Origin of the sequence: Methanocorpusculum petauri, assembly GCF_026891975.1 — an archaeon.
Taxonomy (GTDB): domain Archaea; phylum Halobacteriota; class Methanomicrobia; order Methanomicrobiales; family Methanocorpusculaceae; genus Methanocorpusculum; species Methanocorpusculum petauri.
Genome location: NZ_JAPTGB010000017.1, coordinates 1 through 25,856, shown reverse-complemented (window position 1 = coordinate 25,856; position 25,856 = coordinate 1). Strand labels below are relative to the sequence as shown.

33 protein-coding genes and 1 tRNA gene are annotated in these 25,856 nt (G+C 54.2%); 15 read left to right on the top strand and 19 right to left on the bottom strand.

What is annotated here, in order from left to right:
- Positions 1 to 69 precede the first annotated feature (69 nt).
- Positions 70 to 558, top strand: a complete 489-nt coding sequence (locus tag O0S10_RS08095; RefSeq protein WP_268925371.1) for an Hsp20/alpha crystallin family protein — start codon at positions 70 to 72, stop codon at positions 556 to 558.
- 127 nt (positions 559 to 685) lie between these two features.
- Positions 686 to 2,227 carry a CBS domain-containing protein gene (locus O0S10_RS10515; RefSeq protein ID WP_338148564.1) on the top strand — a complete coding sequence of 514 codons (1,542 nt, stop codon included), beginning with the start codon at positions 686 to 688 and terminating at the stop codon, positions 2,225 to 2,227.
- 184 nt (positions 2,228 to 2,411) lie between these two features.
- On the opposite strand, the gene O0S10_RS08080 is transcribed toward O0S10_RS10515, so the two are convergent.
- The 10 genes from O0S10_RS08080 to O0S10_RS08035 are packed head-to-tail and all read right to left on the bottom strand — an operon-like array spanning position 2,412 to position 9,445.
- Entirely contained in the window at positions 2,412 to 3,530 is a 1,119-nt protein-coding gene (locus O0S10_RS08080; protein ID WP_268925370.1) for an endonuclease Q family protein, read from the bottom strand.
- 3 nt (positions 3,531 to 3,533) lie between these two features.
- Positions 3,534 to 4,292, bottom strand: a complete 759-nt coding sequence (locus O0S10_RS08075) for a proteasome assembly chaperone family protein (protein ID WP_268925369.1) — start codon at positions 4,290 to 4,292, stop codon at positions 3,534 to 3,536.
- The gene (locus tag O0S10_RS08070; RefSeq protein WP_268925368.1) at positions 4,280 to 4,441 is read right to left on the bottom strand and encodes an RNA-protein complex protein Nop10; all 162 of its coding nucleotides are present in this window, start codon (positions 4,439 to 4,441) and stop codon (positions 4,280 to 4,282) included. Before O0S10_RS08070 ends, O0S10_RS08075 begins: the two co-directional genes overlap by 13 nt.
- 11 nt (positions 4,442 to 4,452) lie before the next feature.
- Positions 4,453 to 5,226, bottom strand: a complete 774-nt coding sequence (locus tag O0S10_RS08065; RefSeq protein WP_268925367.1) for a translation initiation factor IF-2 subunit alpha — start codon at positions 5,224 to 5,226, stop codon at positions 4,453 to 4,455.
- 17 nt (positions 5,227 to 5,243) lie between these two features.
- Positions 5,244 to 5,432 carry a 30S ribosomal protein S27e gene (locus O0S10_RS08060; RefSeq protein ID WP_268925366.1) on the bottom strand — a complete coding sequence of 63 codons (189 nt, stop codon included), beginning with the start codon at positions 5,430 to 5,432 and terminating at the stop codon, positions 5,244 to 5,246.
- Between the two features lie 6 nt (positions 5,433 to 5,438).
- A complete protein-coding gene (locus O0S10_RS08055; protein ID WP_268923267.1) occupies positions 5,439 to 5,717 on the bottom strand; it encodes a 50S ribosomal protein L44e in 279 nt (92 codons plus the stop codon).
- 41 nt (positions 5,718 to 5,758) lie between these two features.
- Positions 5,759 to 6,460: a DNA replication complex GINS family protein gene (locus O0S10_RS08050; RefSeq protein WP_268925365.1), complete on the bottom strand. Its 702-nt coding sequence runs from the start codon at positions 6,458 to 6,460 to the stop codon at positions 5,759 to 5,761.
- A complete protein-coding gene (gene priS / locus O0S10_RS08045; RefSeq protein WP_268925364.1) occupies positions 6,461 to 7,606 on the bottom strand; it encodes a DNA primase catalytic subunit PriS in 1,146 nt (381 codons plus the stop codon).
- Entirely contained in the window at positions 7,603 to 9,165 is a 1,563-nt protein-coding gene (locus O0S10_RS08040; protein ID WP_268925363.1) for a tRNA uridine(34) 5-carboxymethylaminomethyl modification radical SAM/GNAT enzyme Elp3, read from the bottom strand. Before O0S10_RS08040 ends, priS begins: the two co-directional genes overlap by 4 nt.
- A gap of 16 nt (positions 9,166 to 9,181) precedes the next feature.
- Positions 9,182 to 9,445: a UPF0058 family protein gene (locus O0S10_RS08035; protein WP_268925362.1), complete on the bottom strand. Its 264-nt coding sequence runs from the start codon at positions 9,443 to 9,445 to the stop codon at positions 9,182 to 9,184.
- Positions 9,446 to 9,659: 214 nt separating this feature from the next.
- Between O0S10_RS08035 and O0S10_RS08030 the strand changes: the two genes are divergently transcribed.
- Entirely contained in the window at positions 9,660 to 10,532 is an 873-nt protein-coding gene (locus O0S10_RS08030) for an ADP-ribosylglycohydrolase family protein (RefSeq protein WP_268925361.1), read from the top strand.
- On the opposite strand, the gene O0S10_RS08025 is transcribed toward O0S10_RS08030, so the two are convergent.
- Together O0S10_RS08025 and O0S10_RS08020 are read right to left on the bottom strand one after the other, a co-directional pair.
- Positions 10,498 to 10,959: a UPF0179 family protein gene (locus O0S10_RS08025; RefSeq protein ID WP_268925360.1), complete on the bottom strand. Its 462-nt coding sequence runs from the start codon at positions 10,957 to 10,959 to the stop codon at positions 10,498 to 10,500. The two genes, O0S10_RS08030 and O0S10_RS08025, sit on opposite strands and share 35 nt — an antisense overlap.
- 5 nt (positions 10,960 to 10,964) lie before the next feature.
- Positions 10,965 to 12,062, bottom strand: a complete 1,098-nt coding sequence (locus O0S10_RS08020) for an NAD(P)-dependent glycerol-1-phosphate dehydrogenase (RefSeq protein ID WP_277612755.1) — start codon at positions 12,060 to 12,062, stop codon at positions 10,965 to 10,967.
- Between O0S10_RS08020 and O0S10_RS08015 the strand changes: the two genes are divergently transcribed.
- From O0S10_RS08015 to hisE, 6 genes are all read left to right on the top strand, one after another.
- Positions 12,063 to 12,920, top strand: a complete 858-nt coding sequence (locus tag O0S10_RS08015; RefSeq protein ID WP_268925359.1) for a DUF63 family protein — start codon at positions 12,063 to 12,065, stop codon at positions 12,918 to 12,920. It begins immediately after the preceding gene.
- Complete coding sequence (locus tag O0S10_RS08010) at positions 12,920 to 13,498, top strand: stage II sporulation protein M (protein WP_268925358.1); 579 nt, start codon at positions 12,920 to 12,922, stop codon at positions 13,496 to 13,498. Before O0S10_RS08015 ends, O0S10_RS08010 begins: the two co-directional genes overlap by 1 nt.
- 71 nt (positions 13,499 to 13,569) lie before the next feature.
- Positions 13,570 to 14,760, top strand: coding sequence for a M24 family metallopeptidase (locus O0S10_RS08005; protein ID WP_268925357.1), 1,191 nt, complete (start codon positions 13,570 to 13,572; stop codon positions 14,758 to 14,760).
- A 130-nt stretch (positions 14,761 to 14,890) separates the two neighbouring features.
- On the top strand, positions 14,891 to 16,324 hold the full coding sequence (proS, locus tag O0S10_RS08000) for a proline--tRNA ligase (protein ID WP_268925356.1): 1,434 nt from the start codon (positions 14,891 to 14,893) through the stop codon (positions 16,322 to 16,324).
- 96 nt (positions 16,325 to 16,420) lie between these two features.
- On the top strand, positions 16,421 to 16,870 hold the full coding sequence (locus O0S10_RS07995; protein WP_268925393.1) for a NusA-like transcription termination signal-binding factor: 450 nt from the start codon (positions 16,421 to 16,423) through the stop codon (positions 16,868 to 16,870).
- Positions 16,867 to 17,181: a phosphoribosyl-ATP diphosphatase gene (hisE, locus tag O0S10_RS07990; RefSeq protein WP_268925355.1), complete on the top strand. Its 315-nt coding sequence runs from the start codon at positions 16,867 to 16,869 to the stop codon at positions 17,179 to 17,181. Before O0S10_RS07995 ends, hisE begins: the two co-directional genes overlap by 4 nt.
- A 6-nt stretch (positions 17,182 to 17,187) precedes the next feature.
- On the opposite strand, the gene O0S10_RS07985 is transcribed toward hisE, so the two are convergent.
- Together O0S10_RS07985 and O0S10_RS07980 are read right to left on the bottom strand one after the other, a co-directional pair.
- Positions 17,188 to 17,952, bottom strand: a complete 765-nt coding sequence (locus O0S10_RS07985; protein ID WP_268925354.1) for an SDR family NAD(P)-dependent oxidoreductase — start codon at positions 17,950 to 17,952, stop codon at positions 17,188 to 17,190.
- A gap of 48 nt (positions 17,953 to 18,000) precedes the next feature.
- Entirely contained in the window at positions 18,001 to 19,179 is a 1,179-nt protein-coding gene (locus tag O0S10_RS07980) for a nucleotidyltransferase family protein (protein WP_268925353.1), read from the bottom strand.
- Between the two features lie 289 nt (positions 19,180 to 19,468).
- Here O0S10_RS07980 and O0S10_RS07975 point away from each other — a divergent pair, with 289 nt between their 5' ends.
- Both O0S10_RS07975 and O0S10_RS07970 read left to right on the top strand, forming a co-directional pair.
- The gene (locus tag O0S10_RS07975; RefSeq protein WP_268925352.1) at positions 19,469 to 20,671 is read left to right on the top strand and encodes an ammonium transporter; all 1,203 of its coding nucleotides are present in this window, start codon (positions 19,469 to 19,471) and stop codon (positions 20,669 to 20,671) included.
- An 18-nt stretch (positions 20,672 to 20,689) separates the two neighbouring features.
- The gene (locus O0S10_RS07970) at positions 20,690 to 21,022 is read left to right on the top strand and encodes a P-II family nitrogen regulator (RefSeq protein WP_268925351.1); all 333 of its coding nucleotides are present in this window, start codon (positions 20,690 to 20,692) and stop codon (positions 21,020 to 21,022) included.
- 56 nt (positions 21,023 to 21,078) lie between these two features.
- On the opposite strand, the gene O0S10_RS07965 is transcribed toward O0S10_RS07970, so the two are convergent.
- Positions 21,079 to 21,816, bottom strand: coding sequence for a M48 family metallopeptidase (locus tag O0S10_RS07965; protein ID WP_268925350.1), 738 nt, complete (start codon positions 21,814 to 21,816; stop codon positions 21,079 to 21,081).
- A gap of 40 nt (positions 21,817 to 21,856) precedes the next feature.
- Here O0S10_RS07965 and O0S10_RS07960 point away from each other — a divergent pair, with 40 nt between their 5' ends.
- The 3 genes from O0S10_RS07960 to O0S10_RS07950 are packed head-to-tail and all read left to right on the top strand — an operon-like array spanning position 21,857 to position 23,255.
- Positions 21,857 to 22,231, top strand: a complete 375-nt coding sequence (locus O0S10_RS07960) for a Mov34/MPN/PAD-1 family protein (protein WP_268925349.1) — start codon at positions 21,857 to 21,859, stop codon at positions 22,229 to 22,231.
- Positions 22,228 to 22,653, top strand: coding sequence for an FAD synthase family protein (locus O0S10_RS07955; RefSeq protein WP_268925348.1), 426 nt, complete (start codon positions 22,228 to 22,230; stop codon positions 22,651 to 22,653). The genes O0S10_RS07960 and O0S10_RS07955 overlap by 4 nt, the downstream gene beginning before the upstream one ends.
- A complete protein-coding gene (locus O0S10_RS07950) occupies positions 22,650 to 23,255 on the top strand; it encodes a DUF2284 domain-containing protein (RefSeq protein ID WP_268925347.1) in 606 nt (201 codons plus the stop codon). The genes O0S10_RS07955 and O0S10_RS07950 overlap by 4 nt, the downstream gene beginning before the upstream one ends.
- Before the next feature lie 99 nt (positions 23,256 to 23,354).
- Here O0S10_RS07950 and O0S10_RS07945 read toward each other — a convergent pair.
- Positions 23,355 to 23,427, bottom strand: a tRNA-Phe gene (locus O0S10_RS07945).
- A gap of 94 nt (positions 23,428 to 23,521) precedes the next feature.
- Between O0S10_RS07945 and O0S10_RS07940 the strand changes: the two genes are divergently transcribed.
- Complete coding sequence (locus tag O0S10_RS07940) at positions 23,522 to 24,493, top strand: DHH family phosphoesterase (protein ID WP_268925346.1); 972 nt, start codon at positions 23,522 to 23,524, stop codon at positions 24,491 to 24,493.
- A 30-nt stretch (positions 24,494 to 24,523) separates the two neighbouring features.
- Here O0S10_RS07940 and O0S10_RS07935 read toward each other — a convergent pair whose 3' ends face one another.
- From O0S10_RS07935 to O0S10_RS07925, 3 genes are all read right to left on the bottom strand, one after another.
- A complete protein-coding gene (locus O0S10_RS07935) occupies positions 24,524 to 24,673 on the bottom strand; it encodes a hypothetical protein (RefSeq protein ID WP_268925345.1) in 150 nt (49 codons plus the stop codon).
- Between the two features lie 171 nt (positions 24,674 to 24,844).
- On the bottom strand, positions 24,845 to 25,360 hold the full coding sequence (locus tag O0S10_RS07930) for a hypothetical protein (RefSeq protein ID WP_268925344.1): 516 nt from the start codon (positions 25,358 to 25,360) through the stop codon (positions 24,845 to 24,847).
- Positions 25,361 to 25,597: 237 nt separating this feature from the next.
- The coding region (locus tag O0S10_RS07925; protein ID WP_268925343.1) for a hypothetical protein at positions 25,598 to 25,856 on the bottom strand (259 nt) is incomplete at its 5' end.

Sequence of the window (25,856 nt, the reverse complement as noted above, 5' to 3'; positions counted from 1 at the left end):
GACTTACTATTAGTAAGTCACAATGAACCGCTCCGTGCGAGTGACCAATAGTATACGAGGTAAAATATCATGTCAATCAGACCATATCAGTTCAGTTTTACATCCCTTGGCAACGAACTTGACTCGCTGTTCGCCGAAATGGAAGCCCGTGCAACTTCCCTTATGAATCAGTCCGGTGCATCAACTCTCCCTGCCGCAGTAAAAAGCGGCAACTACTCCGTGTTCGGCAGCGATTTCCATGTTGACCTCTGCGAAAATGAGAGCGAGATCATTGTCGTAACCGATCTCCCGGGTGTGGAAAAAGAGAATATTTCCGTCAGGCTCCTTGACCCTGAGACCCTGATGATCAAAACCGAACAGCACACACACACAGAGGAAGAGGGAACAGAAGGCACCTACCACCTGCGCGAGCGTAAAGTCGGCAGCATGCAGAGAAATATCCACCTGCCTGCCGCAGTCACGCAGGAGGGGGCAAAGGCCAGCTTCAAGAACGGTGTCATGGAAATCACCCTGCAAAAGGAAAAAGCGGAGGAAGGAACAAGCATCGATATTGAGTAAACCTCACTTCAACCAGCCGTTCTGCAGGAATATCACTTCCGATCCCCCATCCATACCCCCAATATACTCCCCACTTTTTTTGTTCGATGCATTGATGCTGTTTCACCACGAATTACTATCTCAAGCAATGGAGAAGAAGCAGGTCCGGGACTACATGACGCACGACGTCATCAGCGTTGATGCGGGCGAGACCATTGGTGATGTAATTCATCTGATCCGCACGACCCATCATGATGGATTTCCGGTGGTGCGGCAGGGAAAAGTGGTCGGCTACATCTCCGCACGCGATATTATCGGAGAACATCCGCTGACGACCGTCGATCAGCGAATGTCACGTCATCCGATCAAAGCAACATCAAATCTGACGATCACTGAGGTTGCCCGCAGAATTTTCCGCTCCGGCATTCAAAAACTGCCGGTCGTTGATGATGAGAACACACTTATCGGCATCGTCTCGAATGTGGATGTAATCCGGTCACAGATTGAACGGGTGACGCCGGAGAAAGTTTTCAATTTTATGAGTACGCTGCATACCCTCTATGGTGTTGATCCAAAGCTCTCAAGAGAAACGATTCCGGTTGGTGATATCCAGCCGACTCAGTCTCTGGTGTTTCAGGAGGAACTGGAGGGCAGGATGTATGAGCTGAAGATGCATCTTGCCGAGCCGGTGATTGCGGTGCGGTGCTGCGGACGCCTGATTCTCGTGGACGGGCATCACCGGGCGGTTGCGGCACAGAGGCTTGGTATTCCCAGTCTTGATGCGTACGTGGTCTCCATTGATGCAGATATTGAGCTCGGGCTTGAGAAAACCGCGCATTCGATGAACATCTACACGCTTGCGGATGTGAAGATCGATGACAGTCCCGAGCACTCGCTGGTCGGGCCGACGCATCCCGGATTAATTCCGACAGAGAAGAAGGTGGTCTCCGACTACATGACGATTCATGTGTTCAGTGTCCCGGTAACAGGCACGGTGAAGGATGTCATCCGACTGATCCGTGCTACAACCCATGACGGATTTCCGGTGGTGGATGAGGAGGGATGTGTTGTCGGGTTTATTGCAGCCCGGGATATTGTGGGAGCCGCAGCTTCGGATTCGATTGCAATGCTGATGGAGAAGGTACTCCTGAAAACCTATCCCGACAGCGGAATGACGGATGTGGCGCGGAAGATGTTCCGGTTCTGTATTCAGAAGTTGCCGGTCATCAATCATCAGAATAAGCTGATCGGTATCATTACCAATGCGGATGTGATCCGGTCGCAGATTGAAAAGGTAACGCCGGAGAAGGTTTTTGACTACATTCAGACCTTAAAGACGCTCTACGGCGTACAGCCGCAACTTTCCCGCGGCATGATTCCGGTTGAGCGGCTGATGCCGACGCAGTCAAAGGTGTATATGGACGAGCTTGACGGGAGAAGTTACGAGATCACCAAAGGCCTTGCCGAGCCGCTGATCGTAGTTCGGCGACGGGGAAAGCTGATCCTCATTGACGGTCATCACCGGGCAGTTGCAGCGAACCGGATGCATCTCAAAGAGCTTGAGGCATACATCATCGATATTGATTCAGATGTTGAGCTGGGTATTGAGAAGACTGCACGCAATATGCGGCTGCGATCGCTGGATGATGTGCAGGTGCTGGACGAGTCGCGCTGCGCATTCCTTGCATAATTTTTTGTGCTGGATGTGTGAACCGGGATGTTGCGAGGATTTTTATGGAAAATCTAAGCGGGTTGAATTTTCGTTGTTTGTGAATTTTTATCCGTGGTTACTTCAAACAAAACCGCACCCACGACTCATCCTGTTACATTTTCCAGAAAAATTCCCGCAACCCCAGAGTCAGCATCAGAAAATATCAAAATGCAAACGAGCCGTATCTGCCGCCGCCACCGGGAAACAGTGTGACGCGGCCTTCCCGCATCTTGACCACTGCATCCGCGACCTCCGGTGAAACGGAACATAGATCCCGTTCCGGAACCTCCAGCAGAACAGCGATTTCATTGTCAAACGCCTCGATGAATCTGCCGTACAGCGCCGCACATTTTTTCGTGTTCGGCGACGCTGTTCCCATCACACGGGCAATCACCTCGCCCAGAGGAATCATCTTCAGATACGGCGGGCGCGGTGTCGGTTCAGAGAGTGTGGAGAGTTTTTCTGCACGTTCACGGACACCGAGTTTGATTCTTCCTTTATCATGCGGACACTTCCAGCGGAGACGTTCCGCCTCCGCAAGGGAAAACTGCTCATAACAGCGGGTACATGCCGTGCGGTTGTACTTTCCTTCTTCCGGGAAAAACCCGGCATTCAGTACAACCGAACCTGCGGAAACTGCCGAAAGAACAGCTTTGGGAGATTCATCCGTAATCTCCATCCGCGTAAACTCGCGGCCGAGTTTCACCGGCGTCGGGCTGTGGGCATCGGAGTTTGTGAGGAACGGAACCTCCGCGAACTCCGCAATTCCCGCACCATAGGTGGAGTCCGCCGAAAGACCCAGTTCGCAGAACTCAAAACCCTCCTCCCCGTAACATTCCGAGGGGGAAGTATATGCGGCAAAGAGCGATGTCCACGGGGTAAACGCATGGGCAGGACCAATCAGGCCGCCTACTTCATGCACCGCAGATGCAATCTCTTCCCCGTTCAATTGAAGATGCGGCCTGCCGGCGGTTGTCAGATGTCCGCATGCAGGCGCAAACATCTCCTGCAGTTCGGCAAACTGATCAAAGGTTTCCGCAAGAATCACATGATGCACGCGAGAAGAATCCTCAACCTCGGTCTGCGGCACAACCGTAATCCCGAACGCATTATCCAGATACGGCTCCCACATCCTGCGCCATTCGGGATGCAGGGCATCACCGCTGCCGACAACCTCAATACCTTTGATTCTGCATCCAGCAAGAATATTTTCCGGCAGCATATCCGGGGACGTTGCCATCGAAAAACAGGAGTGCAGGTGGAGGTCTGTATTTTTCTGCATGATTCATCCGATGTATCTGAGATCGTCCGGAGGCTGCGGCATCGCAGCGTTTGCAATTGCCGCAACCTCGGTCATCATCTGTTCCGCAAGATTTGTCAGTTCTGTCCGGTCGGCACGGATATGCGTCAGTCGTTCCAGTACATCCAGCACCGCGGTTGAACTCACCGGATCCACCAGATAACCTGAGGTCTCGCCAAGAAGTGCAATGCCTTCCATACTGTGCAGACGTCCAAGCGTAATGAGAAGTCCGGCAGCGCCGATGATACCACCCACCGGTTCCTCCGGACTAATCACCGCACCTGCCGCAAGCACCTCCTCTCTGAGGGAAGAAGAACTGAGCGCCGAAAGCACGCGGGGATGTTCGACCATACGACCGACACCATAACCCCCCAGTGTGTAGATGCGGCGGACACCAAGAAGATCAAACACCCGCAGATACCCTTCCGCAAGCGTGTAATGCCCCTCGGCGCTGGTACTCTGGCAGTCGCCCGCAAGAAAAATCACCGGACCGCGCTCATCGGTTCCCGGTACAAAAAAAATCTCGTTCCGCGGCAGACGAAGAACCGCATCCTCACCGAGATACATCTGCGGCGGAAACAGCGTTGAGGTGATCTCTGCAACCTTCACCGCGGATAGCGCATGGATCAGATGATCCACCACCAGCTTTCCGACGTGACCAACACCCGGAAGACCTGCTACTACGATCGGAGCGGAGTGGGCTGACACATCTTCCACATACCAGCGCACACTCACCTGTTCCATTCACGCACCATCCTTCGGAATTTTCCATACCGATCCTGCGGAGAGTAGCGGGCAGGATGTACAGACTCTGTTGCAGCACCGCATTTCGGACAAACTTTCAAAAGAGTATAGGTGTGATCAATCGGGCACTGCCGGATATGACCAGTCATAACGCACCAGATTATTTCTGTTTCCGTACCAGTTTCCCGGCACCTTCAGCACGCTCCATAACCCCGATTGCCGCGGATGCAGCTTTTTCCAGAGCTTTTTCCGCAGTTTTGTAATCAGGGGCAACAACCTTTACCCGGTATTTGGGTGCACCAAGATACAACAGTTCGATCTCGGCACCATCAACCTTGGGCTCGGCAGAGCGGAGTGCACGCCGAATCACATTCACCCCGTCCGGTTTGTTGGAGGTGAGTTCCAGAATTGCGGAAACCGTAACCCGTGGAACTTTCACATTTTCCGATGCGACTTTTGCCAGCGCGGTTCTTGCAACATCAGACAGGGAGAACTTTTCCAGAGTTGCATCTCCGTAAACGGCGATGTCTTCAAACGCACCGTAGAGCGAGGAGTATTCCTTGTACATTGCCTCTTCAATTACCTTGATCGGGACATCACTGTCCTTTGAGGCGAACTCGATCCACTTGTGGGCTTTCTGTTCGTTCTTCCAGTCCTGAATCTTTTCCCGACGCTGATGTTCGTTTACATCTTTGAGGGAAAGATCAATGTGGCCGCGGGATGCATCCACATGAAGGACCTTGCATACAACTTTCTGTCCTTCACGAATATAGTCCCGGATGTACTTGATCCATCCACGGGCAATCTCCGCAATCGGGATTAAACCCTGACGTCCTTCATACTCATCCAGGGCAACGAATGCCGCAAAGTCCTTGACCTCTGCAACACTGCAGACGACAAGTTCTCCTTCAATTGGCCAGTCTCTTTCACTCATTGATGATATTTCCGAATTTACTCGTAGGATGCGACGACATCAGCTTTGATGTCGGCCTTGCCGCCGGTCGGCTCTGCAAGGACGCGTCCGCAGACGATGCACTCAACTTTTGAGGATGCCTTTTCGAAGACGAGTTGCTCGTGTTCACAGTCGGGGCACTTAACCTTCAGAAACTTGCTCCGGTTTTCGCGGGTTGCTTTTACCATTCTTGCTCACTCCGTAAGTTCAAATTTGCCGGCGCGGTATCCTGCTCTCAGGTGTGCCTTTCCGCATTCCTTGCACCGGTAGCGTACGTTGATCTTCTTGGTCGGCTTGTCTCCTCCCGGAACCTTGCCGAACTTACCGCGGTTTCCAACGGAGCTGCGGCGAGCCTTCTGCCGGTCAATCCAGTGGAGGCCGGTTGTCTTACCCTTCTTTACCTTTTCCACCTCATGCTCGGTGTGCTTCCGGCAGTACGGGCAGTAGGTGTTGAATTTTACTGGTTTTTTCATGAATATTGTCCCCTCTAAATCAAGGATACCGAATACCATACTTATTTGCGAAGCCTGATATTTAATGCTATGTTGCGGTTGCAAAGAATTTCTGCCATGGGTTGTGGCAGGGAAACGATGTCTCCTGGCGAAAGAGCATAGCACCGTCCGCTATAATCCTGAAATTCCTCGACTTTTTCTTGTACCATAATCACGCGGTACGATTCGGGAGCAGTTTCTGCATCGGCGTTGCCGTTCTGGAACACTTCATCTGCATGCGCGTCCGCAAACGATGCCGCATCAGCCGAAAGCGGCTCATCTGCCACCTGCCCAGTCTCAGACGGAGTAAAGTGGAATGCGGTTGTGGTATCTACTATCTGTTTACCGTCAAGAAGAGCCTTTCTGCACGCGGTGGCCGAGTCCGCCACAACCTCATAGAGCGAACGCTCTCCGGGAACCATGGCGCGGAGCTCTTCGCGGTTGATCTCTTCACCGGTTGCTTTGGCGAGGGCCAGTGAGAAGATTTTGCGGGTACGTTCGGTATAGAGGTCACGGATATACTCGCGCAGGCTTTCACGTTCTTTTAAGAGAATCTGCACACCTTCTCCGAACGGATCACCCATGCTGCGCGCTTCACTGGTCAGCGAAGAGAGTTCCGCATGCACCTCTTCATACAGGGTTGCAGGGATTTCGGTAAGTGAACCGCTGTTGCGCTCGTCAATCAGGTAACCGTGAAGTTCCGAGATGCTGATGCGGTCAGGCATTTACACTCCCCCAATCTCTGCAATACCGCGACAGCAGAGGAAGACCGCAAGCGCCTCAGGGACGGTATTCAATCCTGCGGCAAGGTCATAGCGGTTTCCGAGTATCGGCATCGACAGCGGGAAGGAACACTCAACCGTTACCTGCCGCTCGCCGAACACGACGGCATCGATCAGCGGATCGAATGCGGCAAGACGGCTGATCTCAAGCGGGGTTACCCGCATGCCGGAACCACCGTGCAGAGAGCCGGGATGACGGATGAGCCGCTTGATGTCGGTGGTAACCGGTTCATCGGCCTGGGCCGCCATTGCAAGAATCTGATCTTGAAACGGTTTGTTCTCCGCGTTTGTGATTGCCCGGATAACTTTGTTTTCGAGCAGTTTTTCCGGCATGGCTGCGGCGGTTGTACGGGTTGTGTCAAGATTTTTCAGGAATCCTGCGGCAAATTTGTCGGAAACCCCTTTCAGGCCGGTGAGATATCCGGTCTGCGCATCACTATCCAGTGCCGCTATCCTGTCAAGCTCTGCAAGCAGGGCTGCACGGTAGCGTTTCTGCCAGCCCTTGTCCCGTGCAGGACCTGCAAGCATGCTTTCTGCGGACAGACCTGTTCCCGAGACATAGTTGACCAGTTCGCGCCGCTCGGCACTGTCCCAGCTGCGGACCGCAAGGGTCGGGACATGGATGTGATAACCGCGGCCGCCGGAGAAGTTGATGCGGAGGTCGCGCTCGGAAAATCCGAGTTCTGATGTCAGCATATCAATGAGTTTGAACAGTTCCTCTTTGACCCGCGCAAGCATGACGTCGTAGGGACCCCGGACAATATGGTCCGCGTCAAGGTCGAAGATGAGGTCAGCACCCAGCCATCCCTTGTCGCTCATCTGCCCTGCTCCCGGCCGCGCATAGTAGGCGGTTGAGTAGTAGACGTGCGCGGGAGTCATGGTTTTGAGATAGGTGTGTACTTCTTCGGGCGAACTGAAGGAGAGATGACGGCGCATTCCGGCGGTCTTTGCACCGCTCGAAAAGAAGATGAAGCCCCATTCCCGTTCCGTGAGTGCCTCGGGGATGTATACGGCGCCGGCTCCCTGCACATCTCCGTTGTAGTAGGCAGAGAATCGCTGCCTGAGGAACTCATAGGTGGCCGGCTTCATAACGTCTTGATCATATATGGGCCTGTCCGCACATATCCCTGTTTGCGATAGTAGGGCCGCACACCGACACCGCTCATAACAGCGATTTTTTCATAACCGGCTTTGCGGGCAGTGTCTTCTGCGCGGGAAAGCAGGTTCCGGCCATAGGAACGGTGCTGGCGGTCCTCGCCTTCCCCATGTTCTCCAAGCGGCACGATGCTGCCGTACACGTGCAGTTCCCGGACGAGTGCTGCTGCTTCGAGCTCTGCGCGGAAGACACTTCCCGGGAACCGCAGGCGCACAAATCCTATCAGGGCGTCTCCGGCAACGGTGGAGAGGAAGTGTTCGGTTCCGCCGCAGCATTCGTAAATGAGGGTTTTTTCTTCAACGGATGCGTGGCTCGGGCGTCTCCCGATCTCGCGGCACCGGATGCAGCGGCACTGCCTGCCTCTCTCTGCAAGACGTTTCTGCGCCATCTGGCGGATGTGACCGTGAATGGATCCGGACACGATGAGTTTTGCGGGAATGTCGCGCTGGATGCGCTGGAGCCTGACGTACTCGGGCAGTCGTTCTTTGGCATAGGCGAGAAGGTCAACGAGGTCGTCCTCGTCGTAAGTTTCGTATTCTCCTGCTTTCCAGAGTTCTTCAAGTTCTGCGCCGGGTGTTACCAGCGTCGGGTAGATCTTGAGAAAGTCGGGACAGAACCGGGGGTCAGTGAAGAGCGTGTCAAACATTTCCCGATCCCGCGGGATGCTGCTGCCATAGAGATTCGGCATGACATGAAATCCTACTTTGATCCCGGCATCGCGCAGGAGGCGGTTGGCTTCAACACTGTCGGCAACGGTGTGACCGCGCTTGTTCCGCGCAAGCAGGTCGTCATCGGTATGCTGGAATCCAAGCTCGACTTTGGTGACGCCAAGGTCAAGCATCCGGTTGATGTGCTCTTCGCGGCACCAGTCGGGCCGTGTTTCGAAGGTGGTTGCAATGCACCGGACAGATGCGGTTTCGTTTTCAGTCATCAGTTCCGCAAGGTTGTGTGCCGCAGATGGTGTCCCTGAGAACTCGTTCATGCCGCGGAGACATTCGGCAACGAACCACTCCTGATATGCGGGTTCACGTGCGGTCATGGTACCGCCCATGACGATCAGTTCCGCTTTGTCTACATGATGACCGAGCAGTTTGAACTGTACGAGCCGTGCGGTGACCTGACGGTAGGGGTCATATTCATTCTGTCGGGCGCGAAGGGCCGCCGGTTCTTCGCCGGTATAGCTCTGCGGCGACTGGAAGACATGATCCGGTCCGCCCGGGCAGGGGAGACATTTGCCGTGCGGGCATGCACATGGCGAGGTCATAACGGCGACCGGAGCGACACCGGAAAGTGTACGTGTCGGCTTTACCTGGAGCACGCGGCGAACGGATTCATACTCTTCCTCTGTTGCCGCCGCAAGAATTGCCGAGTTCTTCGGCATGGTGTCAAGGGAGTATTTCCGGCAGACGGAAAGCTTGATGCTCTGAATGTCCGGATATGACGAGGCAAAAATGAGGGAGATTATCTCCCGGTGAACAGCATGCTCGTCCATATTTGGAGGAAAAGAGTTAGTGCTCTGCAATGACGCTGGTACCAGAATCCTGGGGGAACGAGGTCTGGGGCTTTTTGTGAGCGTTCATCTCGGTAACGATCTCGTTGCCGAGGGTGAGAAGAGCAACACGGTGAAGGTTTTTATTTTTATGGATATGAATGGGAGATATCTGCATTGCGTCATACTCGGCGGTCGAAACGGTGTTTCCGGATACTGACTCGTAGTATTTCTTAATCTGAACCATTAGCATATGTAAGTGAAGCAACTCTTCTTTCTGCATATTTTCAAAACACCTCGTATCAAAAGATTACTTACATTTGTCTGTTCATTTACAGATATAGGTTATTGGTGACGTTTATATCGGAGAAGAAAAATTCGGTCCGGACACACTGTAGCACGGTTCAGTTACGGCTGTTACAAGCGCAGTTTTCCAAAATAACCTGTGCGACAGGGGAGTTTTTTGGATAAGATAACACCCACATATGAGGCTTTGGATGACGTTTATATCGGAGAAGGAGAGGATCTTCGGAGGACTGTTCGGGGCGGCGGCAGGTGATGCAGTCGGTCTCACGTTTGAGGGGATGATGCCTGCGTCGCGCCGCAACCTGTCGGTTGCCGGCGGAGGACAGTTTTCTCTTGCAGCGGGTGCGGTAACGGACGACACAATGATGACGCTTGCCCTGCTCCGGACGTATCTTTCCTGCGGGATGTTTGATCGGGATGCGTTTCTTCTGCGCATGACGGAGATTGTCAGGCGCAACCCGGTGACGTTTGGCAGAACCACGAAGATGCTTTGTGCACTGCTGGAGCAGGGATGTCTCCCTGATGCAGCGGTACGGACGGTGGATTCGCTCCTCGGGAGCAGGACAAACGGCAGTGTCATGCGGACACTGCCGGTGGGGCTGGTCTGTAACACTCAGACGGCAGCTGCCGAGGCACGGAGGGTCTCGGCATTCACCCATTTCGATCCGGCAGCGGGAGACTGCTGTGCAGCGGTTTCCATTGCAGCTGCAGTACTGCTGGAGGGAGGAGAGCGGGACGATGCTCTTGCAGCGGCACGGGACGCGGCGGGGAGAACGGATCTGTTTTCCGGAGACCTTATCCCGTCGGTTGATGCGGTGGAAGCAACACGGTGTGCACTATTCTGTTTCCAAGATGCTGCATCTGTTCGCGACTGCATTGAGCGGGCGGCAACGCTTGGCGGTGATACGGATACGATTGCATCCATCGCCGGAGGGCTTGCCGGGCTGTATTTCGGAGTGAAAAATGTGCCAAAAGAGTGGATGTGCCAAATCAAAATCCGGAAGGAGATTGCGGCATGTGCCGGGACGCTTACGTCGGCACGCTGCGCAGTTCGACAAGTTTAAGATTTTTCTTTCCCTTCGGGCACATCTCGTTGTAGGAACCGAGCACTTCAAGAACAACATAGCGTCCTTTCTCTGTCATGCCGTCAGGATGGCAGAAGGCGTAGCCTTTGCAGAATCTGTCGTCACATACCGGTGTGTAGGTGATGCGGGTCCGGCGGGTTGCCTGGCTGGTCGGAATAACAGCGGTGATGGGAGCTTCAGCTACTTCCACGGCAACCGCTCCTCCGGCATGAACAAAACATTCGTGTTTCGTCGGACGGACAGCGGTCACACGATACCGGCGGCCTTCCCGGAGTTTTGCGTTGTGGCAGACCTTGACTACTTTGCATTTTTCGCATTCGGGGATTTTTCCCGCATAGACGAACTCGGCTCCTTCATGAGCCAGCACGGATCCGACGATAGTAACAATTTTTTCTGCGTCATCCATTTTATTTACACCTCATACAATGCTTCTACTGCCGCAACAGCCGCTTCCCGCGTGATACCGGTATCAAAGATGGTGAACCGCTCGGGCCGGATCTCGCAGGCACGAAGAACGGCCTCAACACAGGTTTCGTTGCTGATACCGAGGTCTTTCGGTGTGGTAGGGGCACCTATGCGCCTGAGGGAGGCCCGGATACCTTTCCAGTCGCCGCCGTGAAAGTACATGCCGATGATGGTACCAAGTCCGCAGGCTTCTCCGTGCAGGGCAGAATCCGGGACAAGACGTTCCAGCATGTGGGCAAATTTGTGCTCTCCACCGGAGGCGGGCCGCGAGCTTCCGGCGATACTCATGGCAATTCCTGAGGAGAAGAGCGCCTTTACTACAATCCACGCAGCGGTCTCATCGTTATGGCTGACAAGGTCGGCGTTGTTTACCAGAATTTCTGCGGTGATCTTTGAGAGCGTCAGGGCATACTCGCTGATAGCTTCCCCGGTGAGGCGGTGGGAGAGTTCCCAGTCAAGGATAGCAGTGTAGTTTGCAATGATGTCTGCACATCCTGCGGCAAGCAGCCGGTGCGGGGCGGTTGCAATCACGCCGGTATCTGCAACAATCGCAAGCGGCGGCTGGGCGGCGACGCTGACGTTGCCGGCATCGGTTACAACCGATGCGCGGGAGGAGGCGATGCCGTCGTGGGATGCGGCGGTCGGCACACTGATGAACTGAATGTCAAGGTTGTAGGAGACGACCTTTGCGGTGTCGATGACGCGGCCGCCACCAACCGCGATGATGAGTACACTTCCTGCTTCCTTCGCTGCCTCTTCGATACGCTGAATCTCGTCGTAGGTGATTCTGCCGACAAGACAAGTGGTGACAGGGCGTTCCTGCAGGAGTTCTGCAACCCGTGCGCCGACGGTCTGTATGGTTGTTGCACCCGACAGGAGCATGATTGGTCCTGCAACGCCGAGATCATCGATGATTCCCGGAATCTGCAGAAGAGCGTCATGGCCGACCACGACGTTGCGCGGCATCTGAATCCATCGGGATTTGTCAAAGGTTTTATCCTTGAGTATCCTATTATTGTCTACGTTCACGGTCAGGGGCCCCATATGTTTAATGAAATAGGTGCGTTCATACAAAAATACTATATCGATGCGGTCCTTGAAGACCAGCCGTATAATATCTATTTGACGATTACGTGTGCAGTCTTGTTGCTCGTCACCCTTTATCTTCTTTACCGCTGGCTTCGGGCAAATAATATCAGAGTTGATACCCAGCTCATTCTGGCATCAATGCCGTTTGTCGTTTTCGGCGGGGTTCTCCGGGTTGTGGAGGATACCGGCTGCATCCCCGAACCCTGGTGGGTGCTGTTTGTTACACCGCCGATCTTTTTCGTGGTGCTGCTGTACACGATTCTGGTTCTGGTGCTGTCCCGCAGTCTGGAAAAACACGGGGTTGTTGCGTCCTATACGAAGCCGTATTTCTGGACAGGGGTTGTATCGAATCTGGTGACACTCGCGTTCCTCTGCTGGTGGGGCATTACCCAGACGGAACTTGCATTATGGGTTGCGGGTTGCATTCTGGTGATAGCGACGGTTGCGGCGGGTCTGTTCTGGGCACTGCTCCGATACGGATTCCGATGGGAGTATGTGACACATCCGCTGTACAAGATTCTGATCTTCGGACAACTGCTGGATGCGTCGGCAACAAGTTTTGCACTGGAGCTGCATCCGATGCATTATATTGAGCAGCATGTTCTGGGAGATGGTCTGATCCAGCTTACAGGAACAGCCTTTGTGATGTTCCCTCTCAAAATAGCGGTGCTGATTCCGGCCATCTGGATTCTGGAGATGTTCCGTAAGGAAGAAGGTATGGATGAGATCTGGCATCTGGTACTGCTTGCAATGATTGCGGTCGGGTTTGCACCGGGTGTGCGGGATATTCTGCGGATGGTGCTGTTTATCTGATGATGTCAGATCGAAAAATCTACTTCGTGGCTCTCGCGGTTGTTGTGGTACTGTTTTTCGGGTCCTGCATGTACGGCTATACGGCGTCCATTGAGATGCCGGAGGAGGCTGATGAGATTGTGGTGACGTTTCAGAGTTCCACAACAGAACTGGACACGTCGGCTCCTGCACTGTTGTCCTGGCAGATCTTTTTCAATAACCTGAAGGTTTGCTTAATCCTGTTTATCGGAGGAATGACGTTTGGAGCGGTTACACTGTTTGTTTTGGTTTCCAACGGGTATGTAATTGGTAATATCTCCGGCGTCATGCTGCGCGGGCACGATGTGTCGGTGTTTGCGGCGACGATTGTTCCGCACGGTATTTTTGAGATTGCAGCAATTCTTATGGCGGCAGCCCTTGGTCTGCAGACCGGACGTTCCCTGTATCTGGATGCCCAGGGGAGAGATAATGCCGGGACGACGTGTTTGTGGTACGGGACACGGTTTTTGCTGGTGGTCGTCCCGCTTCTGATTATTGCGGCATTGGTGGAGACGTTTGTGACGCCGGAGATTGCGATGATGGCTCTTGCGGGCGTGTGATTTATCCTAAACCCGCAATCTTAAAACCGGCTGCGACATACCACTTTACAGATTTTTCAACGGAGATTTCCATGTATCTGAAACTTCCCAAATCCGAGTCGGACACGCGGCTTGCACATCTTTTCTCAGCACTTGAGACCTCCGATGCATCCTGGGACACTGCCCTTGTTTTCGGAAGAGTCAATCTTTACTACCTCACCGGAACGATTCAGGACGGGGTTCTGGTTCTGCGCAGGAACGGAGATGTACAGTTTTTTGTGCGTCGGAGCTTTGAGCGGGCACGCGAGGAGTCACCGCTTGATGCAATTTTCCCGATGAAGAGTTACCGTGATATGCTGGAGGTGCTCCCTTCAGATCTGGGGAGGACGTTTGTTGAGACGGATCAGGTGCCGGTGGCGATGCTTGACCGGCTGCAGAAGTACTTCCGGCTGGATGCGGTGCTCGCGCTCGATCCGGTGATGCTGCATCTTCGCGCGGTGAAGAGTTCGTATGAACTGGAGTTCCTGAGGACAGCGGGGCGCGAACACGACCGTCTGCTGATGGAGGTTGTGCCGGAGATTCTGTATGAAGGTATGAGTGAAGCTCAGCTGTTCGGCGAACTCTACCGGGCGATGATGGAGATGAGTTATCAGGGAGTGGTGCGGTTTTCCGGGTTCGGGACGGAGATGCAGATCGGCCAGATAGGTTTTGGTACAACGACACTTGCAGCGACCTGTTTTGACGGACCGGGCGGGATGCTGGGTGCGTCGCCGGTCATTCCTTCGGTCGGCAGCAGGGATCGTATCCTTACAAAAGGTGATCTGGTGTTTGTGGATATCGGCTACGGATACTGCGGCTACCATACGGATAAAACACAGGTGTACTCTTTTTCGGGAAAGCTGCCGGAACATGCGCTAGCACTGCATGAGGAGTGTATTGCAGTACAGAAGAGGGCGGCAGGTCTCCTTGCCGCAGGAAATATTCCGTCCGAGATCTATGCCGAGGTTATCGGGGGCCTCAGTCCCGGGCTTGCGGAGAATTTTATGGGGTACGGCAGCCGCCGCGTTTCTTTCCTGGGTCACGGCATCGGTCTTGTGGTGAATGAGTGGCCGGTGATTGCACGGGGTTTTGATTCCCCGCTTGCGGAAAATATGGTGATTGCACTTGAGCCGAAGGCCGGTGTTACAGGTGTCGGGACGGTTGGTGTCGAAGACACCTATGTGGTCGGGAGATCCGGCGGCGAGTGCATCACCGGCGGCGGAAGACCGGTTCTTGCGTTGTGATCCGGACTTTCTGATTTTTTTCGTATGCACTCCTCTCTTCCGCGACGGGGGCGCAGGATGGGGCAAAGCCGGTTGGTTATCTTAATACTCTTGCGGCGCATAGATCTACTGCTTCAGGTGTATATACAACATGGCAGATGAGACGGAAGGATTACCGCCGCGAAGTGATTTCAGCGCGTGGTACAATGAGGTTATCCGGCGTGCGGAGATTATGGATGTCCGCTATCCGGTAAAAGGACTGTATGTGTGGTATCCGTTCGGATTTGCACTTCGCAATCATACCTACACACTTCTCCGCAGCCTCTTAAACAGAGATCATGAGGAAACACTTTTTCCGCTTCTGATCCCCGAAACAGAGTTCATGAAGGAGGCCGAGCACATCAAAGGTTTTGAGGATGAGGTGTACTGGGTTACGCACGGCGGTCTTTCTCCGCTGGATGTGAAACTGGCACTCCGTCCGACATCGGAGACGGCAATTTATCCGATGTATGCGCTGTGGATCCGGTCGCATGCTGACCTTCCGCTGAAGTTGTATCAGGTTGTGAATACATTCCGGTACGAGACAAAGCACACCCGCCCGCTGATCCGGCTTCGGGAGATCACCTCCTTTATGGAGTCACATACGGTTCATGCAACCTGGGATGAGGCAAATGAGCAGGTTGAGTATGAACTTGCGCTGTCGCAGGAGTTCTACCGCGATCTCGGTGTTCCGATCATCATCTCCAAGCGGCCCGACTGGGACAAGTTCCCGGGTGCGGACTTTACCATGGCGGTTGATGCGGTGATGCCGGACGGCAGAACCCTGCAGATCGGAACGGTCCACCATCTCGGCGATCACTTCTCCAGAACCTTTGGTATCACGTATGAGGATGTGAACGGTGAGCAGCAGTTTGGATCGCAGACCTGCTACGGTATCTCCGAGCGGTGCATTGCCGCAGTTATCGGTGTGCACGGCGATGATAAGGGACTGGTCCTTCCGGCAACGGTTGCCCCGACGCAGGTTGTTATCATTCCGGTTATTGTCGGCAAGCGCGGCGATGAGATTCTTGCAGCGGTAAAGACGCTGGAGAGTGAACTAAAGGCCGCCGGTCTTCGGGTGAAGACGGATGCCCGCGATATGCGCCCGGGTGCAAAGTACTATCACTGGGAGCTGCACGGGGTCCCCCTCAGGGTGGAGCTCGGTCCCCGCGATCTTGACAACAATCAGCTTGTCTGTGTGAACCGTCTGGGGGTAAAGACGATTGTTCCGCGTGAAAATGCCGCGGAGTCGGTGAGGAAGCTTCTCGACGAGGCGCATGACCAGATTCTTGCGCGGGCGGAGAGCCATCTGGAAAGCCATCTGATGACGGCAGCAACTCCCGAGGAGTGTAATGAGAAGCTGGACGGTAATGTGGTGGTTGTGCACTGGTGCGGATGCCGAGACTGTGCAGATAAACTTGAGGAGCTGACGAATTCAAGTCTTCTGGGAACCGAGGTTCGCAGCAGGTATGTGGTCAACGATGAAGGGCCGTGCATTATCTGCGGCAAGACGGGTAAAGCTGCTCTGGTAGGAAGATCCTACTAACTCCACCATTACCGGATACTGCGGGGGATGTCCCCCGGATCAATTGTTGCAATAGGAAAATTTCTGATACGTATGGATATTATCGACAAATATGCAATGGAACGGACTATCGGTTTTAAGGAACGCCGGTATATCGAGGAACTCCGGATTTTAACGAAGGCTACGGCGATTGACTGTCTTATTGACGACCGGTTTGATCGGATCATCTATGTGATCAAGCAGGGAGATATGGGACTTGCAATCGGAAAGAACGGCGATAATATTAAGAAGATGTCGCGGGTTCTCGGGAAGCGGATCGAGATGGTGGAGTTTGCCGAGGAGCCAGCCCTGTTTATCGCAAATATGTTCAAACCCGCGGAGGTGCTGGAGGTGCTGATCGGCGGAGATGATTGTCCGGTGACGGTTGTTGTTCCGGAGAAGAGTGATGTAGGTCTTGCAATCGGCAAGGGCGGGTCAACGATCGAGAAGGCGCGCCAGCTGGTCTGCAGATTTTACCGGAAAGATATCGGGGATATTGCGGTTCCCGGAGGAGAAGAGGAAGCATGACGGATGCACAGGTGTTTGATGAGTTGTGGCAGGTTATCTGCGAGCGTGAAAGAGAGGATCCGGGCAGGAAGTCGTATGTCCGTCATCTGCTGTTTCATGAGAAGGGTATTGACAAGCCGCTCGAAAAGGTGGGTGAGGAGTCCTGCGAGTTTGTGCTTGCGGTGAAGAACGGACGCGAGGAGGCGATTGTGGGAGAGGCTGCGGATCTGCTGTTCCATCTGATGGTTGCCCTCAAAGCTGCGGATGTGGATTTTGCGAAGGTGGAGGAGGAGCTTGAGGTCCGGCGGGCCGGTATGCACCTCCACGATTAATTTTTTTTACACAATTGTGTAGGCGCCGTCTGCCATCCAGACCGCTCCGTAAACAAAGGAGGCGTCGTCACTTGCCAGCATGAGGACGATTTTTGCAATTTCATCGGGTCTGCCGAACCGTTTGAGCGGCTGAAGGGCAAGGAAACCCGCGAGACCTGCCTGTAAGTCTCCGGTGTCGCGGGCGCCGTCGTAGAGACCGGGGGTTTCGGTGGTTCCCGGTGCAACCGCATTGACACGGATGCCGTACGGCAGGAGGGCGACTGCTGCTGCGCGGGTGAGGGAGGCGATTGCTCCTTTGGAGGCATGATAGGCGAGGTAGCCGGATGAGCCGACTACGGCGAAGGTTGAGGAGAAGTTGATGATCGCGCCGCCTTTGTTTTGGGCGATCATGTGTTTTGCCGCTTCCCGGGTACAGAGGAAGGTGCCGGTGACGTTTACGTCCATGACATGCCGGAACTCTTCAGCGGTGGTTTCGAGCAGGCCTTTGTTGAGCTGGAGTGCGGCGTCGTTTACGAGGATGTCAATGGTGCCGAAGGTTTGTGTGACCTCTGCAATCATCTGAAGAATGTCAGATTCACATCCTACGTCGCAGCGGATGAAGCAGGCTTTTCCGCCTGCTTTGTTGATGTCTGCGGCGGTGGCTGTACCTTCGGTTTCATCAATGTCAACGACGGCAACTTTTGCTCCGTTTTCTGCGAAGAGAAGGGCAACGGATCTGCCGATGCCTTTTGCGGCTCCGGTGACTACGGCAACTTTACCGGAAAATTTCATGGATGAGTGTTTGGTGTCCGGCGAAAAAAAGAGTGCGGGAAGAGGATTTTACGATCCTTCACAGCGGGTGTCGAACTTTTCGTTGAGCATATGCTCTTTGACGATCGCTTTTTCCGGTACGATGACTTCAGGCCAGAGCCGGGTTCCGGAGTGGATGGTGACGCTGTTGCGGAGAACCGACCGGGGACCGATTACGGTGTTGTGCTCTATGGAACAGTTGTCACCGATAATGGTGTCGATGTCGATGATGCTGCCGGAGATGGTGGTGTTTGCCCCGACAACGACACCGTTGTAGAGGGAGGAGGAGAATATTTTTGCATTGTTTTTGATCAGAACATTATCGCCAATGCTGGTGTAGGGGCCGATGATGACGTTTTCACCGACGGTTACGCCGCTGCCGATGAAGACCGGGCCGACGACACGCGAACCTGCGCCAAGTGTGATGCCGTCGCCGAACCGCACCGGGCCGGTGATGTGTGCATCTTTGACGTTGAGTGTTCCGGCGACGCTGGTCGCTGCATTCTCCTGCAGTTTCCATTTCTCCGCAGCCCGGAGCATGGCGGGGTTGCCGACATCGGTCCAGTTGCCGCGTGCAAGCCAGCCGTTCAGCTGGTATCCTTTCTCCATTAAGAGCGGGAAGAGGTCTTTGGCGAAGTCGAATTTGGTGTCTTTGGGGATGAATTCAAAGATTTTCGGATCGCAGACGTAAATTCCGGTACTTGCAAGGTTTGAGAAGATTTCTCCGGGAGAGGGTTTTTCACGGAACCGGCGGATGCGCAGGGATGCGTCGAGTTCGGCGATGCCGAACTCGCGGGGGTCTTCAATGCTGATGAGACCAATTGAGGTAATCGCCGAGGAGTTCATATGTTCGCGGTAGAACTCAAGGACGTTGAGGTCGGTCATGTGGTCGCCGCCGACTACGAGGAATGGTGCGTCGTTGAGGTACTCTTCGGCGTTTTTGACGGAGCCTGCGGTTCCGAGTTTGATCTTTTCGGGAACGTAGGTGATGGTTGCGCCGTAGAGCGAGCCGTCACCGAGTGCTTTCTGAATTTCGTCGCCAAGGTAGCCGATGGTGATGACTATGTCGGTAAAGCCGAGGTTTGCGAGGTGCGTGACAAGATGGACAATGGACGGACGGTTCGCTATCGGGATGCACGGCTTGGGCCGCTCAAATGTCAGGGGACGAAGACGGGTGCCTTCGCCGCCGCACATAATGCAGGCTTTCATATTACTCTATAATGTGTGCTGGTATCTATTGGTTGTATGCTTCTTTGTGCGCGCAGGTACCGGAAATCCCACAGATACAAACAGTAGCATGACACAAGTTAACACGCACCATGTCACTTTATATACATGAGATATCAACATTAGTAATAGCACAAGACACCACAAAAGGTTTAGAGTAGAATGGGATTTTCCTCGACCTGTGGTGTTTCTTCGCACCGCAGGGGATTCGGGGAGAGTTATTTTTTGCTTTGGCTTTTTGTATGTGTGCCGTGCTAATTGGTGAATTACTATGGATATTGATACTGGTGCGACAGCCTGGGTACTTATTTCAGCCGCATTAGTGTTGCTGATGGTTCCCGCAGTAGGTCTGTTCTACGGTGGAATGGTAAGGAAAAAGAACGTCATCGCAACCATGATGCTGTCCCTTGTGGCCCTCGCCCTTGGTATTATCCAGTGGATTGTTGTCGGGTACTCACTTGCCTTCGGCAGCGATATTGGTGGATTCATTGGAAGCCTGGAGTACTTCGGGTTAAACGGCATCACGATTGACGGTGTGTCCGGCGGTATTCCTGATATGCTGTTCGTCTGTTTCCAGATGATGTTTGCATGTCTGACACTCGCCATCCTGACCTCAGGTGTTGTTGGCAGAATTAAGATGTCTGCGTTCCTCATCTTTGGTGCAATCTGGTTAACAATCGTCTATGCGCCGCTTGCCCACTGGGCATGGGGCGGAGGCTGGGCAGGTCAGCTTGGTGCTCTGGACTTTGCCGGAGGAACAGTAGTTCATATCAGTTCAGGTTTCGCGGCACTGGCGCTTGCTCTTGTGATCGGGAAACGGCTTGGTTACGGTTCCCAGACGATGAGTCCGCACAACATCCCGCTGACTCTGCTCGGTGGTGTGTTCCTGATTCTCGGCTGGTTCGGTTTCAATGCAGGTAGTGCTCTTGCAGCGGACGGTCTTGCGGCGAGTGCGTTCCTGGTGACCGCGGTGGCCTGTGCGGCCGGTGCTCTGACCTGGATGGCTCTTTCCTGGAAAGGTGGCAAGCCGAACTCGCTCGGTTTCATCTCGGGAGCTATTGCAGGTTTAGTCGGTATTACTCCGGCTGCAGGTTTCGTCAATGTGCTTGGTGCTCTTGCTATCGGTATCATTGCAGCGATTGTCTGTTACGCGGCTCTTACCTGGAGAATCAAGAAAGGTCTTGATGAGTCCCTTGATGCCTGGGCAATCCATGGTATGGGAGGGTTTGCAGGTGCAATCCTGACAGGTGTGTTCGCGGTTACGGCAATCGGCGGTGTCGGCGGCCTTATCGAAGGAAACGTGATGCAGTTCGGCATCCAGATTCTGGACGCCTGTGTTGCGGTAGTTTACTCCTTCGTGGTGACCTTTGTCCTCGCCTGGGTTATCAACAAAGTTATGGGCCTGCGGGTCACTGATGATGAGGAGTATGTGGGTCTTGACATCGCACAGCACGGTGAACAACTGGCAAACTAATGTAGGAGGATATGCAGTATGAAAATGATTGTAGCAGTTATCCGACCCGAGAAGGTGGATGATGTTGTAGATGCCCTTGAAGAAGTGAATATTCCAGGAGTAACGATTACCGATGTCCGCGGACGGGGTGAGCAGGGAGGTATCTGCCTGCAGTACCGTGCGGGGAAGATGCAGATTCACACTCTGCCGAAGACGAAACTGGAGATTGTGATTCCGGATAAGGATGTGGATTCTATCATCAAGATTATCCGTGATCATGCACGGACGGGTAAGAAGGGAGACGGACGTATCTTTGTGCTGCCGGTTGATGCAGCAGCATGGGTGCGGACTGATGATTTCATCACCGGATAAGGTTATCCGGCTGACATAGAGTTATCCTCCTCTTTTATTTTTTTGTTTTCCGGGTTTTAGAAGACGAATTTCCAGCCGTCGGTTTTGAGAATGTTTTCGGCGTCGCGGTATGCGGGCATGAGGCGTTCGACTTCGTTCCAGAAGGTTTTCTGGTGGTGGCGGTATCTGAGGTGGGCAAGTTCGTGAACGACGATGTATTCGGCTACGATTTCCGGGGCAAGGAGGATGCGGGCGTTGATGATGATGCCGTTTTTGGGAGTGCAGCATCCCCATTTGCGTTCCTGAAGCCGGATGCGGAGCCGGGGAGGGGTGATTTCTGCGAGGGGTGCGTAGTGCTGAATGATCTTTTCCAGAGGGGCTGTGCCGATTCTCCGGTAGAGCATGATGGTCAGGTCGCGGGCAAGGGCGGTCTGATCGGGTCCGGTGAAGTCGTCGGGGATGGTGATGAGGAACCGGTCGTCGGTAAATTCTGCTTTTGCGGGGCTGCCGGTGTGGCGGATAACGGGGTATTCCTGACCGAGGAAGGGGAGGGTTTCGCCGTTGGTGTAGTTGCGGGATATTTTGGGACGGGAGGAGTATTTTTGTACCTGATCGGCTATCCATTCACGTTTGGTTTCGACGAGTTTTCTGACTTTTTCGGGGGGGATGTTCTGCGGCATGCGGACGATGACGGAGGCGTCTGTTTTGACTTCGATTGCCCATGATTTGCTGCGGTTGCTGTATATGATGGTGTAGGGGATTTCCTGTCCGTTGCAGGTGATTGTGCCAAGGCCGGTGATTTCTTCGGACCGCATGTGAATGATTATCTCTCCGTCACGCCAATATAAATAGAGTATGTTCGTTCGTGCAATCGACCGGGAAGTCCTGGATCTGCTTCTTGAGATGGGGAAGTCGAGTTTTCCCGATGAGTTTATTGTGATGCTCGGGTCGGAGAAGGGTGTGATTACGACGGTGTATCCGATTGCGGGGACGACGGTTACGAGCGATAGTGCGACAATTTTTATGGATATGGTGCCGCTCGGGATGCAGATTGCGGGTACGGCGCATAGTCATCCGAACGGGGCGTTGTGGCCGTCAGATGCGGATCTGCAGACGTTTGCGGAGACGGGCCAGTGTCATATTATTGTGGGCGATCCGTTTGCGGAGGATTCGTGGCGCTGTTTTGATCGCGAGGGCCATACGATGTCTTTGGAGGTTGTTTCTGCGTGAGAAGAGTTGTTGCAACCGGGACGTTTGATATTCTGCATCCCGGACATTTGTTTTATCTGGAGGAGTCGAGGAAGCTGGGTGATGAGCTGTGGGTGGTTGTTGCCCGGGAACGGAATGTGGTGCATAAGCCGCGGCCGGTTGTTCCGGAGGAGCAGCGTCTGATGATGATTGCGGGTCTCCGGTGTGTGGATCATGCGATTTTGGGGGATATGGAGGATATGTTCCGGCCGATTGCGGAGATTGATCCTGAGGTGGTTACGCTTGGGTTTAATCAGGGTTTTTCGGAGGAGCGGCTGGTGTCGCAGATGCGGGAGCGGGGTATTCGTGCGGATGTGGTGCGGGTCGGGCCGTTCTGCGGTTGTACGTTTAATTCGTCGAGGAAAATTATTGAGGAGGCGCTGAGACGGAGGGGGTCAGAATGAGGAGGTATACGGTTGATGAGGAGATTGCCAGGCTGACGTGTTTTGTCCGTGAGAGAGGCGGGGATGCGGTGCCGGTTGCGGCGGAGAGTGTTGTGACGGGGGAGTGGGTGCGGATGAAGTGTCTGTTCGGGTGTAACGGGTTCGGACGGCGGTTTTCGTGTCCGCCGTATACGCCGACTCCTTCGGAGACGCGGGCTGTTCTTGATTGTTATGCACAGGCTCTTCTGGTGCGGTTTGACGGGGATGTGGGGGAGACGACGCCGGAGCGGCTGGTGTCGCGGGAGATGACGCGGTATGTGCAGACGGTGATGTTTGCGCTGGAGGAGATGGCGTTTCATGACGGGTTTTACAAGGCGTTCGGGTACACGGGGCATCAGTGCGGCTGGTGCGGGAAGTGTACGGCGAAGGAGAAGGGAGCGGTGATTACGGATTGTAAGAACCGCAGGAGGATGCGGCCGAGTATGGAGGCTGCGGGTATTGATGTGTATGCGACGTGTGCGGCGGCGGGATGGGAGCTGGGTGTGCTGGAGTGTACGGAGGTGGAGGGGGGGTCGGTGCTGGGTTCTCCGATGACGACGGTGATGCTGCTGCTGGTTGAGTGAGCCGGTTTTTTTCTTTTTTTGCAGCCGGGTATTTTTGTGATAGGTTATTTGATACGGTTCCGTGTCCGGAAATGTTGTGAAAAAAATACCCAAAAGGAGTGCCTTCAGCCGGAATTGAACCGGCGACAACCAGATCTTCAGTCTGGCGCTCTCCCGACTGAGCTATAAAGGCGCTGTGCGTCATTAATGTTGACGTGTGAATTATATAAGTATTCTTATTTTCCATCCCGTTATCTTATTTTGTCAAAGGTGCAACATAGTAGCTAATGCCTTTGTGTCTGCGTAAGAAGTCTGTTGAGAGGAAACCGAGCCTGCAGGAGAAGATTGTGGGGAGGGCGACGGGTGTGGTGCATCTGACCCATAATGATCTGGATGCGGCGGGGAGTGATGCGGTCTGCCGGATGGTGTTCGGGCCGGAGATTCTTACGTTGTTTTCGTCGGTGAACCGGTTCGGCTGGTTTATGGGACAGGTGAGCGGATGCAACGGGAAGGGGGATCGTTTGATTATTTCGGATCTGGGGTATCAGAAGGGGATTGAGGATCAGGTCCGCAAGGTACATGCGGCGGGATGGAAGATTGAGTGGTATGATCATCACAAGTGGTCGGAGGAGGAGATGGAACGCGTCCGGCCGTTTGTGGTGTCGCTTACGGTGGATACGTCCGTGTGTGCTACGGGTGTGGTCTGTGCTTCGTTTGCGGGGGGGAATGCGGCGGCGGCGGAGGTTGCACGGGTGGTGTGCGATTATGATTTGTGGAGGCATGAGGATCCGCGGTCGGCGGTTCTGGGGATGGTGACGTCGAAGCGGGAGTTTCTTGAGTTGATCCGGGATAAGCTTGCGGAGGGTGTTATTATTGATGATGAGGTTTCGCGGATTTTTGCGGGTATTGAGCGGGATAAGAATGCGTGTATGAGGAAGAGTATTCGACATGCGCGGGTGTTCCGGGGGAAGTATGTGATTGCGGTGATGCCTGCATACGGGTATCCGAGCGAGACGGCGGCGGAGGCGCGGCGGGAGCTTGGATGCGATATGGAGCTTCTGGTGTTTGCTACGGGGAAGTTTTCTCTCCGGAGTGTTGCGCCGGTGAGTCATCTGATTGCGCGGCAGTTTAACGGGGGAGGTCATCCGAATGCGTCGGGAGGGAGTTTTGCGTACGGGTGGAGGGAACGGTGGATGCTGAAGTTGTTCGGACGGGTTTCGGGTGCCAAGGAGTTTGCTGAGGCGGCAGAGGCGGTGTAAGGTTTTTCAGAAAAAAAGAAGCCGGGGATTTTAGTCCCGGTTTTCGTTTGCGGTGCTGTGGTGGGTGCGGTCAAGCCACCGGTCCGTCCATGCGTAGAGGGGCGGTGCGAGGATGAGTGCGGCAAAGGCGAGGCCGTTTGCGGTGAGTCCGATGATGAGGATGAGGAGGATAGTGTCCATGGTTTTGTTTCTCTTTTTTTGGTGTCTTTTTTGTTTGGCATACCCGGTTCAACCGCTGCATCCGAGCGGGCAAAGCCCGCGAGTGAATCGCGCCGGTTTAATTCTGTGGGGTGATGTTCTGCCCCGTTCGGGGCAGATTCATCACCCCGCATTAGAATTGAAGCGGGTCGGTTAGTTAAGTGCGGCTACGCTGTCTGCCCAGGTGTCCACTTTGGTGAGGATGGCGTCTGCCTCGTAGGAGCTGATTTTGAGGTCTTTTCTGGTGAAGGCGAGGTAGTAGATTTCGCCGGTGGGGTCGTGGAGTCTGAGGCGGACGTTCCAGCTGTCTTTTGCGGTGTTGCGGGTTGCGGTTGTGTCCGCACCGTAGGCGGTGGTGATGGCTGTCGCAGCGAGGATTTCTGCGATGATTGTATCGTAGGAGGTGCGGGTCGGTGCGCTGATGGTGATTGCGCCGCGGGTTTTGCCGAGGGTGTCGAGGTATTCGATGGTGGCCCGGTAGGATTCGGCGGCGGTGGTGACGCCGTCGATGGTTTCACCGGCGGTCTGATACGCGGTTGCGCCGAGGGGGTTGTCCTCTGCTTTGAGTGCGGCGATTGTTTCGTCGAACGCGTTCGCAGAGGTGATCGGTGCGGTGAAGGTGCGCTTTGCGCTCTTCACGATTGCAGTCGGGGTGAAGTCGAGTGGCATGTTTTTTGTTTCTCCTGAGGCTGCACTGCGGCAGTCTCTGCGTATTCTGTTGGGCGGGGAATGGTATGAATCTGGGCAGTTTCCGGTTTTTCGGGAAGGTTTCCGGATTGTCGGGGGGATTTGGAAAATGGTAAGCGGTTGCGTGGTGTCACAGCCCGGGTTTACTGTGCATACGACCAGTAATATCACGCAACAGTAGACGATCACTTAAGAAAAAGCCGTTGGAGGAGTTACGGGTTACGCTGCGTGCGTCCTATACAAAAAAAAGTGTGCTCCGGTCCAGAGCCGGAGTTTTTTCTTCATTTCGTCGGAGAGTCCTTCCACGAAGGGGCGCTGAATGTCGTGGTTGCGGATAGCCGAGGCGACCGCCGCTTTGGTACATCCGATTTTCGTACAGATGTCGCGGACGGAGAGTCCGGCGCGGAGCATGGCAAGGAGGGTTTCGCGGATGCTGATGCCGCCTGCGGTGTAGCGCGTGCGAATGGCGCGGACGGTG